The organism is Aeromonas sp. R7-4 (genome assembly GCF_040908055.1).
GTDB lineage: Bacteria > Pseudomonadota > Gammaproteobacteria > Enterobacterales > Aeromonadaceae > Aeromonas > Aeromonas sanarellii.
In genome coordinates this window covers 1-11994 of record NZ_JBFODA010000030.1, presented here as the reverse complement: position 1 = coordinate 11994, position 11994 = coordinate 1, and the positions used below count along the sequence as shown (strand labels likewise).

14 protein-coding genes are annotated in these 11994 nt (G+C 60.7%); 8 read left to right on the top strand and 6 right to left on the bottom strand.

Features of this window, described 5'->3' with window-relative positions; genetic code table 11:
- Window positions 1-111: 111 nt before the first annotated feature.
- Entirely contained in the window at window positions 112-828 is a 717-nt protein-coding gene (locus AB5Y72_RS07285; RefSeq protein WP_219143618.1) for an ABC transporter ATP-binding protein, read from the bottom strand.
- A 57-nt stretch (window positions 829-885) separates the two neighbouring features.
- On the opposite strand from AB5Y72_RS07285, the gene AB5Y72_RS07280 reads away from it, so the two are divergent.
- Window positions 886-1494 carry an arylesterase gene (locus AB5Y72_RS07280; RefSeq protein ID WP_042073979.1) on the top strand — a complete coding sequence of 203 codons (609 nt, stop codon included), beginning with the start codon at window positions 886-888 and terminating at the stop codon, window positions 1492-1494.
- A 65-nt stretch (window positions 1495-1559) separates the two neighbouring features.
- Here AB5Y72_RS07280 and AB5Y72_RS07275 read toward each other — a convergent pair whose 3' ends face one another.
- The 3 genes from AB5Y72_RS07275 to AB5Y72_RS07265 all read right to left on the bottom strand — a co-directional run bounded on the left by AB5Y72_RS07275 (window position 1560) and on the right by AB5Y72_RS07265 (window position 4648).
- Window positions 1560-2504, bottom strand: coding sequence for a chemotaxis protein CheV (locus AB5Y72_RS07275; protein ID WP_042073980.1), 945 nt, complete (start codon window positions 2502-2504; stop codon window positions 1560-1562).
- Between the two features lie 342 nt (window positions 2505-2846).
- Window positions 2847-3917 (bottom strand): porin, encoded by a 1071-nt coding sequence (locus tag AB5Y72_RS07270; protein WP_042073981.1) that lies wholly within the window; start codon window positions 3915-3917, stop codon window positions 2847-2849.
- A gap of 320 nt (window positions 3918-4237) precedes the next feature.
- The gene (locus tag AB5Y72_RS07265) at window positions 4238-4648 is read right to left on the bottom strand and encodes a CBS domain-containing protein (RefSeq protein WP_042073983.1); all 411 of its coding nucleotides are present in this window, start codon (window positions 4646-4648) and stop codon (window positions 4238-4240) included.
- Window positions 4649-4794: 146 nt separating this feature from the next.
- Between AB5Y72_RS07265 and AB5Y72_RS07260 the strand changes: the two genes are divergently transcribed.
- From AB5Y72_RS07260 to AB5Y72_RS07250, 3 genes are read left to right on the top strand one after another with little or no spacing between them, the layout of a single operon-like run.
- Complete coding sequence (locus AB5Y72_RS07260) at window positions 4795-6705, top strand: ABC transporter ATP-binding protein (protein ID WP_368198786.1); 1911 nt, start codon at window positions 4795-4797, stop codon at window positions 6703-6705.
- Entirely contained in the window at window positions 6698-7159 is a 462-nt protein-coding gene (locus AB5Y72_RS07255; RefSeq protein ID WP_042073986.1) for a DUF2390 domain-containing protein, read from the top strand. Before AB5Y72_RS07260 ends, AB5Y72_RS07255 begins: the two co-directional genes overlap by 8 nt.
- On the top strand, window positions 7153-8007 hold the full coding sequence (locus AB5Y72_RS07250) for a 23S rRNA (adenine(2030)-N(6))-methyltransferase RlmJ (protein WP_368198785.1): 855 nt from the start codon (window positions 7153-7155) through the stop codon (window positions 8005-8007). The genes AB5Y72_RS07255 and AB5Y72_RS07250 overlap by 7 nt, the downstream gene beginning before the upstream one ends.
- A gap of 66 nt (window positions 8008-8073) precedes the next feature.
- Here the strand turns inward: AB5Y72_RS07250 and AB5Y72_RS07245 are convergent, their stop codons facing one another.
- Complete coding sequence (locus tag AB5Y72_RS07245; protein WP_039040192.1) at window positions 8074-8295, bottom strand: hypothetical protein; 222 nt, start codon at window positions 8293-8295, stop codon at window positions 8074-8076.
- A gap of 180 nt (window positions 8296-8475) precedes the next feature.
- Between AB5Y72_RS07245 and AB5Y72_RS07240 the strand changes: the two genes are divergently transcribed.
- The 4 genes from AB5Y72_RS07240 (at window position 8476) to AB5Y72_RS07225 (ending at window position 11125) form a co-directional block, all read left to right on the top strand.
- A complete protein-coding gene (locus AB5Y72_RS07240; protein WP_048206987.1) occupies window positions 8476-8844 on the top strand; it encodes a DUF2061 domain-containing protein in 369 nt (122 codons plus the stop codon).
- Between the two features lie 110 nt (window positions 8845-8954).
- Window positions 8955-9548: an MliC family protein gene (locus tag AB5Y72_RS07235; RefSeq protein ID WP_368198784.1), complete on the top strand. Its 594-nt coding sequence runs from the start codon at window positions 8955-8957 to the stop codon at window positions 9546-9548.
- A gap of 379 nt (window positions 9549-9927) precedes the next feature.
- On the top strand, window positions 9928-10356 hold the full coding sequence (locus tag AB5Y72_RS07230) for a VOC family protein (protein WP_368198783.1): 429 nt from the start codon (window positions 9928-9930) through the stop codon (window positions 10354-10356).
- A 301-nt stretch (window positions 10357-10657) separates the two neighbouring features.
- Entirely contained in the window at window positions 10658-11125 is a 468-nt protein-coding gene (locus AB5Y72_RS07225) for a hypothetical protein (protein ID WP_368198782.1), read from the top strand.
- A gap of 83 nt (window positions 11126-11208) precedes the next feature.
- On the opposite strand, the gene AB5Y72_RS07220 is transcribed toward AB5Y72_RS07225, so the two are convergent.
- On the bottom strand, window positions 11209-11994 hold a 786-nt coding region (locus AB5Y72_RS07220; protein WP_368198773.1), incomplete at its 5' end, for an IS481-like element ISAs19 family transposase.

The window sequence follows — 11994 nt, the reverse complement described above, 5'->3', positions numbered from 1 at the left end:
CGCCACTGACTCATGACTCCCCCCTCACCGCCGACGCCAGCACAAGCCGGGGTGGCAGCTCGCCGCTGAACCCCTCCCGGCGCAGCAATTTCAATCCCAGTCGCCACTGACTCATGACAACTCCCCGACCCGGGCGGCCACCACGGCGCCGGAGTCCGACTGCAGCCGCCCTGCCGCCATCACCAGTTGCCGCTGGCAGCGCTTTGCCAGCTCATGGTCATGGGTCACCACCACCAGGGTGGTGTTGTGCTCGCGGTTCAGGCGAAACAGCAGCTCGATCACCGTCTCCCCCGTCTTGCTGTCGAGGTTGCCGGTGGGCTCGTCCGCCAACAGCAGGCTGGGGCGGGTCATGAAGGCCCTGGCGATGGCGACCCGCTGCTGCTCCCCGCCGGAGAGGCGTGGCGGCAGGTGGTGCAGCCGCTCGGCCAGCCCGACCTGGGCAAGCAGCGCGCGGGCACGGGGCTCGCTGTCGGTCTCGCCGCGCAGCTCCGCCGGCAGCATGACGTTCTCCAGGGCGCTCAGGGTGGGCAGCAGCAGGAAGGACTGGAACACGAAGCCCACCTGATCGGCGCGCAGTCTGGCGCGTCCCTCCTCGTCCAGCCGGGTCAGGGACTGACCGAGGATCTCGATCTCGCCGCTGCTCGGCAGATCGAGGCCGGCCAGCAGGCCTAGCAGGGTGGACTTGCCGGAACCGGACGCGCCGACCAGCGCCAGTGTCTCGCCGGTATTGACTTGCAGATCGATCCCTTCAAGGATGGTGAGACTTTCCTGGCCGAGGCGAACGGTTTTGCCGAGCCCCCTGACGGTGATAATGGGCGTTGAACTCATCTTGGGTTTCCTGTTTGCCTGAACCTGTAATGACAATAGATCTTGGGAGTTGAATGCATGATGCGTCTCTTGTTTGCCGTGAGCTGCCTGTGGTGCTGGGCAGCCTCTGTCCAGGCCCAGACCCTGCTGGTGCTGGGCGACAGCCTGAGCGCCGGCTATCAGATGAAGGCCGAACAGAGCTGGCCTGCCCTGCTCAATGAAAAATGGCAGCAGCAGGGCGGGGAACACAGGCTCATCAACGCCAGCATCAGCGGTGAAACCACCCAGGGCGGGCTCGCCCGCCTGCCAGCCCTGCTCGAGACCCACAAGCCGGACTGGGTGCTGATCGAACTCGGCGGCAACGACGGCCTGCGCGGGTTTTCTCCCGCCATCACCCGGGCCAACCTCACCAAGATGGTGGCGCTGGCCAAGGCGAGCCAGGCGAAGACGGTGCTGACCCAGATCCAGCTGCCCCGCAACTATGGCGCACGCTATCTGCAGCAGTTCGAGCAGATCTTCCCTGAGCTGGCGCAGGCCAACGACCTGCCGCTGATGCCCTTCTTTCTGGATGATATTGTGCTGCGCCCTGAACTCATGATGAACGATGGGCTTCACCCGACGGCGGCGGCCCAGCCCCAGATCCGCGACAAGGTCGCCCGCTTCATCGAGCCCCTGCTGACCCAGTAGCCCAACGCAAAGCCCCCGCCAGGGCGGGGGCTTAGTGCTCGTCGGTTGCCGATCAGGGCCCAGGCTCAGCGCCCCAGGATCTGCCGCATCCGCTCCTGTACCACGTCCACCAGCAGATCGGGCTGGAACTTGGAGATAAAGCGGTTGCATCCCACCTTCTTGACCATGGCCTCGTTGAAGTTGCCGCTCAGGGAAGTGTTGAGGGTGATGAAGAGATCGGACATGCGCGGATCGCTGCGCACCTCGTGGGTGAGCCGGTAGCCATCCATCTCCGGCATCTCGGCATCCGTGATCATCAGCATGATCTCGTCGGTCACCTTCCTGCCCCCGTCGCACCACCCCTTGAGCAGCTTGAGCGCCTGCAGACCATCCTGGCACTCGATCACCTCGAGTCCGAGCTGGGCGAGCGTCTCGCGCACCTGGTTGCGCGCCGTGCTGGAGTCGTCGACGATGAGCACTCTGCGCCCCTGCATCTGGGGCAGGATCTCCTCGTCCAGCACCTCGGCCGAGATGCGCACGTCATAGGTGATGATCTCGGCCAGCACCTTCTCCACGTCGATGATCTCGACGATCTGGTCGACGCCTCCCTCCGGGACGCGGGTGATGGCGGTCAGGTAGTTGGAGCGGCCCGCCGAACGGGGGGGCGGCAGTATGTCCTTCCAGGTCATGTTGACGATGTGCGCGACCTGTCCCACCAGGAACCCCTGAATGGTGCGGTTGTACTCGGTGATGATGAGGTTGGACTCATGGTCGATGGCCATGGGGCGCATGCCGATGGCCCCGCGCAGGTTGATGACGGGGATGGAGACGCCGCGGATGTTCGCCACGCCGCTGATGTTGTGATGGGCACCCGGCATCTTGTTGAGGTGGGGCAGCTTGACCACCTCCCGCACCTTGAAGACGTTGATCGCAAAGAGTTGCTGGCCCCCCAAACGGAACATCAACAGCTCCAGGCGATTCTCCCCCACCAGCTGGGTACGTTGATCCACTGAATCCAATATGCTCGCCATATAAAGCCCTTACGTCCGTTTCCCGAGTGCCGCCCCCAAGGGGTTGCAAGATGCCAACCAGACTCGCCCTCCCCTGCCTGGGCGACGCGAGTCCCTATAGAAATAATGAAAAGGGTCGAGGAAAGATAGGCTCTTGACCACGGGGCGTGATCCTCGCCCCATCGCCGCCTCCGTCACAGGACCATACGGCGGCCCTGCGCCCTACCACAAGGGTATCGACCAGCAAGGGAGAATGCTGAACCCCGGATCCGCCCCGCGACCCCTTGCGCCCAATAAAACCCATAAAAAAACCGGCCGCAATGCGGCCGGTCAACAATATACAGCAGGCTGTCAGGGAATGACTTAGAAGTGGTACTGCATGGCCACGCCAACGACGTCGTCGGTGTTCTGGCCAAACTTGTTGTAACCGTCGGACCCTTCGCTGCTCAGCAGGTTGGCCTTGTAGTCAACGTAGATGTCGAAGTTCTCGTTGATGTTGTACCAGGCACCGATGGAGACGTACTCGGTCAGGGTGTCATCCAGGTTCTGGTCGGAATCTTTCACGTCCAGACGGTTATACGCCAGGGACGGCTTCCACTGACCCCAGGTGTACTGCACCACGGCTTCGTAGCCGTTGCTCTCGGAGGCATAGCCGTCGTTGCCGGCCTGGTTCACATAGACGTGGTTTTCACCGTAGGCATAGGTCGCGGCGGCGTACAGGTTGTTGGCGTTGTACTTGATGCCGACGGCGGTCAGCTTGGCGTCTTCGCTGCCACCGAAGTTGGTGTTGGCAGCCTGATCGGCCGTCTTGCCAGCCTGGTTATAGGCCAGACCCAGGCTGATGCCCATGTCGAAGTTGTAGTTGGCGGACAGGGCGTAACCCTCTTCGGAGCCCCGGGTCCAGCTGGAATCGCTCTCGTTCTGCGCTTCATTCTCGCCGGTGAACTGGGCACCCAGCACCAGACCGTCGAAGGTGTAGATGTACTGGGCCAGACCGTTGGTACGGCCGGTACCGAAGACTTCGGTCCCCTTGCCCAGGCCATCACCGCCCCACTCCGGCAGGACGTCGGTGTAGTCGTTGACCGCCTTGGCAATCAGGCCGTCCTGACGACCGTAGCTGAAGGCACCGAAGCGATCGTTCTTGATGCCAACATAGGCATAACGCAGCTCATTGTCGGAGCTGTTGGTCGGTACGTTGTACTGCACAAAACCGTTGGCGACGGTTTCGTTGTTGATGCGGGTCTCGCCAGCGATGTTCAGACGCAGGTAGCTCTGGTCGCCGCTCTCGTCGTCGTTGTCGCTACCGTAATACATGCCTTGAACACGACCACCGATATCAAGCTTGGTACCGTCCTGGTTGTATACGGTAGAAGCCTGTGCACCACCGGCCAGCAGCAGGCTGGAGATGGCCATCGTCAATGCTGTCTTTTTCATTGTTCGTTCCTCTGGTGTAAACACTCTCTGTCAGACCTGTGCTCGGTCGTTTATGATCGGGTCTATGTTCCGATGGCCTAAAGTAGATCCGGAAACCTTGATGGGAACTGAAGCGGGGAACGATTAATTCCAAAAACATGGCATGAACCGTTTGCCCACGACGCCAGGCGTCGTGACAACAATAATCAGCAGAACTTAAAACTAGCTGAATGAGGATGTACAAACAAAAAAGCTGTCATTTATTTCGATGACAGCTTGAACAGTCGATAAAGAGGGCGGATGGACCTGCCAAGGGGCGTGTACGGTTTGTTCGGACTCGTTCAGGCGGGTTGCCAGCCGCGCATGACCTTCAACAGATCCTTCCAGCTCACTATGCCGACCAGGGCGCCGTTCTCCAGCACCGGCAGGCAGGAGACGTGCTGCTGCAGCATGATGGCGGCGGCGTCTTGCAGGGATAGCTCGGGGGAGATGGTGATGGGGTGGCGGCTCATGATCTGGTGGGCCCGCCGGTTGAGAGTCTCGGTGTCCCGGTTCATCTCGGCATCCGTGTCGAGATAGGGGCTGATGGCGCGCAGCAGATCCCGGTCCGAGATGACCCCCACCAGCACCTCATCCTCCACCACCAGCAGGTGGCGAAAGTGGGCCTGCTCGAAGATCTCCTTGATGACGCTCAGCCTGTCGTCCATGGAAACGGTCGCCACCCGGGTCGTCATGATCTCTTTAATCAGCATGGTCAGCCTCCTGCCACCAGATGTCTCTGTTATGACACGTTTTTCCTGCCTCAGCCATCCCTCCCGCCCTCAAGTGCAAATTTGTGTCATTTCACGTAAGATCCGCGCCAGTTTTCCTCCTTCACTCGAGCCAAGCAGACCCATCCATGATAGTTGCCAGTCAAATCGAACTGATCCGCGGCGGCCGCACGCTGCTGGACAACGCGTCCGCCACCATACATCCCGGCCACAAGGTGGGTCTGGTGGGCAAGAACGGCTGTGGCAAGTCCACCTTCTTTGCACTGGTGCGGGGCGAGCTGGCCATCGACAACGGCAGCTTCAGCCTGCCCGCCGGCTGGCAGATCGCAGGCGTCGCCCAGGAGACCCCGGCGCTGGAGTGCTCCGCCCTGGAGTACGTGATCGACGGCGACAAGGAGTTCCGCGCCCTGGAGGCCGAACTGGCCAAAGCCGAGCAGGATGACAACGGTCTGCTGGTGGCCGAGCTGCACGGCAGGCTCGACACCATAGGCGCCTACAGCATTCGCGCGCGCGCAGCCGAGCTGCTGCACGGCCTGGGCTTTGGCGGCGATCAGCTCGACTCGCCGGTGAGAAGTTTCTCCGGCGGCTGGCGCATGCGCCTGAACCTGGCCCAGGCGCTGCTGTGTCGCTCCGATCTGCTGCTGCTGGATGAACCGACCAACCACCTGGATCTGGACGCCGTCATCTGGCTGGAGAAGTGGCTCAAGAGCTACCAGGGCACGCTGGTGCTGATCTCCCACGACCGCGACTTCCTCGACTCCGTGGTGAACCGCATCATCCACATCGAGAACGGCAAGCTCAACGAATACAGCGGCGGCTACTCCGACTTCGAGCTGCAGCGCGCCGAACAGCTCGCCCAGCAGCAGTCCATGTATGAGAAGCAGCAGCGGGAGATGGCCCACATGCAATCCTATGTGGACCGCTTCCGCTACAAGGCCTCCAAGGCCCGGCAGGCCCAGAGCCGCCTCAAGGCCATGGAGCGGATGGAGAAGATCCTGCCCGCCCACGCCGATTCCGAGTTCAGCTTCGAGTTTCGCGAGCCCTCGGCCCTGCCGACCCCGCTCATCGCCATGGAGAACCTCAGCGCCGGTTACGGCGACAAGGTAATCCTGGAGAAGATCAAGCTGAACCTGGTGCCGGGGTCCCGCATCGGCCTGCTGGGGCGCAACGGCGCCGGCAAGTCCACCTTTATCAAGATGCTGGCGGGCAGCAATCCGCCGCTGTCGGGCAAGCTGGAGGTGAGCGCCGGGGTCAGCATCGGTTACTTCGCCCAGCACCAGCTCGAGACCCTGCGCCTGAACGACTCCCCGCTCGATCACCTGGTGCGCCTCGCCCCGGACAAGACGGAGCAGGAGCTTCGCAACTACCTCGGCAGCTTCGGCTTTCACGGCGACAAGGTGCTCGACAAGGTGGCCCCCTTCTCCGGCGGCGAGAAGGCGCGCCTGGTGCTGGCCCTCATCACCTGGCAGAAGCCGAACCTGCTGCTGCTGGATGAACCGACCAACCACCTGGATCTGGAGATGCGCCACGCCCTGACCATGGCGCTGCAAGGGTTCGAAGGGGCCATGGTGGTGGTCTCTCACGACAGGCACCTGCTGCGCACCACCACCGACGACTTCTACCTGGTCCACGGTGGCCGGGTCGAGCCGTTCGACGGGGATCTCGACGACTACCACAAGTGGCTCGGCGAGCAGGAGAAGGAGGCGAACGCCAAGCCGTTGGACGGCCCCGTCTCCGCCAACTCGGCGGTGGCGCGCAAGGATCAGAAGCGCCTCGAGGCCCAGTTCCGCCAGCAGACCCGGCCGCTTCGCCAGAAGCTGGAGAAGCTCGAGGCCGCCATGGAGAAGCTGCAGGGCAGGCTAGCCGACATCGAGCAGCAGTTGGCCGACCCGGCCATCTACGAGGAGGGCGCCAAGGGCAAACTCTCCGAGCTGCTCAAGTCCCAGGGCCCCCTCAAGGAGGAGCTGGAAAACGTCGAGCTGGAGTGGATGAGTCTCTCCGAGGAGCTGGAAGCCATGGAGCAAGCCTTCTTTGCGTGACACACAGCGGATGGAAGGCACCCGAGTGCAGGCCCACGAGCTGCCCAGCCCGCCCGACTTCTGGGCGTGGAGCACTGGGGCCTATGGCCAGCGCAGTCAGGACTGGCTCCATGTCCAGACGCTGGGGGGCAACGTCAATCTGGCCCTGCTGCTGCACCACCTGGATCTGCTCTGCATCCCGGTCGACCTCACGGACTTGCAGCCGGCCCTGGTGCAGACCGAGGCGGTGCTGATCCCCTGGCGCACCCTGCGCCAGCAGGCCAAGGCCAGGCTGGCCGACGACGAGTACCAGACCATGCTGGCCCACGAACTGGAGCTGGAGCGGCTGCAACAGGGGGTCCTGCTGCAGACCCTGCGCGCCCTCACCCTATTTCGCGGCGACAGCCACAACCTGTCGAACTATCTATCGTTACTGGGAGCCCAGCAGGGCCCCCTCAGAGATCTCATATGCTGAGCTACCGCCACGCCTTTCACGCCGGCAACCACGCCGACGTGCTGAAACACGCCGTCCAGGCCCTGATCATCGAGTCCCTCAAGAAGAAGGAGAAACCCTTCATCGTGCTGGACACCCATGCCGGTGGCGGTCTCTACGACCTGCGCGGCGACTGGTCCCAGAAGAAGGCGGAATACGCCGACGGCATAGGTCGGCTGTGGGACGAGCGGGCCCAGTGGTCCGCCATGGCCCCCTATCTGGGCGTCATCGAGGAGATGAATAGCGATGGTCAGCTGCACTACTACCCGGGTTCCCCCGAGCTGTCGCGCCGCCTTCTCCGCGAGCAGGACAAGCTGGCGCTGATGGAGCTGCACAACAACGAGGTGGAGGACCTTCGCGCCAACATGGGGTACGACCCCCGCGTCGCCGTGCACCATCGCAACGGCTTCGAGGGGCTGGTGGCCCTGCTGCCCCCCACCCCGCGCCGCGGCCTGGTGCTGATCGACCCGCCCTATGAGCTGAAGGAAGACTACTTCGCCGTGGTCGACACCCTTAAGAAGGCGCAGAAGCGCTGGGCCACCGGTATCTATGCCCTCTGGTATCCCATCCTGGGGCAGGAGGCGGACAAGTCCCGCGACATGCTCAAGGCGATCAAGCGGGAGAACTTCGGCAACGTGCTGGTGGCCGAACTGGAAGTGGCCGGCCAGACTGCCGACTGGGGCATGAACGGTTCCGGCATGCTCATCGTCAGCCCCCCCTGGATGCTGGACGAGCAGATAGAAGCCTTCCTCAAGCCCCTGTGCGCCAAGCTGGCCCAGGGCGCCGGCGCCCAGTACAGGGTGGAGTGGCTGAACAAGGCCGCCGACTGAGTCCTCACCGACCGCAAAAATGACAAAGCCCCGCAAGGGGCTTTTCTATTGCTGCGACCGAGGGGACTAGGCTTGCCTGGCATCCGCTCCTGCGGGCATGTCCCGCCACAGCGCCAGAATGAGCAGCGCCAGCAGGGCAAAGGGCGGCACTAGGCAGAGCAGCACGCACAGGAAGGTGACAAGCCCCGGGTGGCGGCTCTTGCGCCGGGCCAGTCGCCAGGCCACCACACCGACGACAATCATCAGCAGCAGCATGAAGAGAACAAACAGGTTGGAGTTGATGGTCATGAAAGCTCCTTTTTCATGGCAAAAGGCACACTCTAGCGCCGTTGCGGTCCCGGGCAACTCCCAATCTGGTGGGGCCTCCCCCGGTCGATAGGCATTTTCTATTCCGCCGATAGATGAGAATAGTTTTCATTTGATGGGATTCTGGGTGATACTGCCTTCATCGCCAGAGGAGACACCACCATGAAAAAGACCATCAGCTTCGCCATCCTGCACTTCAGTGTCGCCTTCACCGTGGCTTACCTGCTGACCGGCGAACTGCTCACCGCCAGCCTGATCGCCCTCATCGAGCCCGCCGTGAACACGGTCGCCTTCTACTTCCACGACCTTGGCTGGCACAAGCTCAAGCCTGAGCACAGCCTGCAGGCCAAGACCAGCAGCTTCGCCCTGGTCCACTTCTCGGTGGCCTTCGGTGTCGCCTACCTGCTGAGTGGTGAGCTGCTCACCGGCGGCGTGATGGCACTGATCGAACCTGCCATCAACACCGTCGTCTTCTTCTTCCACGAGCGGCTGTGGCGTAGCCGCCAGACCTTGGCGCTGGCCGGCGTCTGATTGCCATGCAGGGCCGCCCGGCACCCAAAAACACGGGGTGCTCCTGCCTCCTTCGGGTGTAAAGTGTGCTCTGATCACGGGGCATCACGCCCCCTGTTGGAGCCCTGTCGATGAACAAGATCTTGCTTGGAACCCTGCTGTTTTCCCCTCTGCTGGCCGCGGCGGCCACCCCGTCCTTCGAGTGCGCCAAGGCGAAAGGCGCCGCCGAAACCCTCATTTGCAAGGATGCCGGACTGGCTGCGCTGGATAACGAGCTGTCAGCCCTTTATCCCAAGGCGATTGCCGGGTTCTCCCCCGAGCAGCAGAAGAGCGAGCGCGCCATCCAGCGCGGCTGGATCAAGGGGCGCAACGACTGCTGGAAGGCGGGCGACCTGCGCCAGTGCGTGGAAGAGAGCTACCAGTTGCGGATCACCGAGTTGCAGATAAAAGGCGGCCAACTGAGGGTGCCGACGCCGGTCGATTACCAGTGCGGCAACAATGTCACCCTCTCCACCTACTTCTACAACGAGGCCAAGCGGCCCGCCGCCATGATCAACCTGAGCGAGGGGGACAACCAGCAGCAGGTGCTCGCCTATGAGACCCCCAGCGCCAGCGGCGCCCGCTACGAGGGGCAAAACCTCACCCTCTTTACCAAGGGGAGCGACGCCAGGCTGGAGCGCTACGGTCAGCTCCCCCTCGTCTGCAACGAGCTCCCGGGCAACTGATCCCCCGCCCGGACAGGGGCCGGGCAACCACTTCCGTACAGGCAGCAAGAGGGTCACCAACAGGTGGCCATTCGCCCCCTTTTACCTATCCCCAGCCCCCTCTCGCCAATCCGGCCCGGGCGCCAGGCTCTCGGGCTGGCGTCCATTTGTTGATCTTGCCCGGCAATTCGCCATTTCCTCCTTTCCCTTCGCTCGCGGGCCGTTAATATAGCCAATTGGCAACATACGCCTCGTCGGCGTCTCCCCATGAGCCATGCCAACCCTCACGCAGGTAACGCGCAGCATACTGGAGGCTGAGATCCAGTGCGGTAGCGTCGCCAAAGGGCGCGACCGGCAAGGGATAAGTCACTGATTCAACTATGTCGAGTGGAGTGAATGTATGGAAACGCAAGCACTGCATCGGGGTCGACTGATCGACCATCTCCAGTTGGTGGTGAAAGACCTGGCCGCCAGCGAGCGCTTTTACAGGGCCATACTGGCCACCCTCGATGTGCCAATCGGCGGTGCGGGTGAGGGCTACTTCTGGGCTGACGAGCTGTTTGTCACATCCATCGACAGCCCGGCGGCGCTCGGCGCACTGACCGGTCGCCATCACCTCGCCTTCCAGGCACAAGACAGGGCCACAGTCGATCGCTTCTATCAGGCAGCCCTGGCCCACGGCGGCCAGGACAACGGCGCCCCCGGCGAGCGGGTCTATCACCCCGGCTATTACGCCGCCTTTGTACTCGATCCGGACGGCAATAATATCGAAGCGGTCTATCACGGCGAGGCAAAGCGCAGTGCAGAATCGGTGGAAATTCGGTTTTAGAAAAAGAATGAAACTCAATTGATATAGCTCCCACCATGGCACAACGAGGTAGCTACGCCGTGCTAAACATAGTGATGCCCTGATTTTCTTATTGACTGTATTTTTATTCAGCCGTAATGATAGAGCCACAAGAGGAAATCAAGCAAATACGGGCAGACTCAGAACCAAGCTGGGACCTTATGATTTCAAATAAATTTTCCGAAATGGTAACAAAGTCGTTATGGACTTATACGGAAGGTTCGATTATCGAATTAGTACCGCCATCCATCTAATCACTGTTAGACATTCATAAGGTTCCATTGTGAATTTGGAAATATTAAAAATGATTATTCAGATACTATTGTCTATAGGTGCTGCTTTCTTGGGGGCATGGCTTGCGTCGCGTCGCTTTAGGAATGAGCGATGGTGGGAAAAGAAATCTGAGGCTTATTCAGAATTAGTAGAAGCGCTTCATAACATGAGGTGGCCATCAAGTGAGCACTTTGACGCTGGTTTAGAGCACAGGGAACTTTCAGAAGAATATAGTCAAGAATTATGGAAAGAGTTTAGAAAAGCTAGAAAGATTGTGTGGAAGATTACTGAGAGCTCATCATTCCTAGTTTCATCTGAGGTGCTAGAAGCAGTCCAAGAGATGGAGAGAGGCCTGTCAAATGCAAGAAGCGCAGAATCTTGGTTTGACCACCTAGATGAACAAGGTGCTGCGATCGATATTTGCATTGAGAAAATTAAGGGTATTGGAGTAAAAGAGTTGGGTATAAAAAACACCTAACAAGTTTCTCAATTACGTTCCAACTAAAATAAAGTGTACAGATCTAGTTATCACCTGACACCGGCCTCAAACCGGTGTCTTGTTTACGCTACTTTAGTGCGCACTTCCTTCGGTATCAATTTCAGACCCTTCTTGAACATGCTGTAAGGCGTCTGTCCCTCCATCATCCTGCCCTGATGTGGCCGCTGGGTGTTGTAGTGTTCCAGGTAGCTATCCAGGTCTGTCTGCATCTGTTCTACCGACTCATACCAGGTCGTCCTCCCCTTGATACGGAAGTGTTCATCCAGCAGTGTGCGATGCAGCCGTTCGATAAAGCCGTTGCTCTGCGGCCTGCGTACCTTGGTTGTCCGGTGCTCAATCCCCTCCAGTTGCAGGAACAGCTCGTAGGGATGGTGGTCAGCTCGTCCACAGAACTCGCGTCCGTTATCCGACAGGATGGTATAGACCCGTGCCTCGTGGGCCTCGAAAAACGGCAGTACCGTTTCATTGAGCACATGAACCGAGGTCACCGGCAGCTTGCTGGTGTAGAGCCGTCCCCAGGCGTGGCGGCTATAGCAGTCCAGCACGGTTTGCAGATACACCTTGCCAACCCCCTTGAGCGCGCCGACGAAGAAGGTGTCGACCGCCACCAGTTCTCCGGTGTAGTGAACCTCAATCTGGCGTTCGCGAAACTCGGGGCTGAAGCGTTCGAGCAGGCGAATCTGCTCGTCATTGAGCTCAATGGTCTGCTCCCGGTGAGTTTTCTCAAGGCGCAGCAAGCGGTCGTGTTTGGAGAGCAAGTCGTGCCGTTGCCACACGCCACGCACACCGCCCGCACTGACATTGATGCCTTGCAGAGCCAGTTCTTGCGCGACCCGCAGCGGGCCATG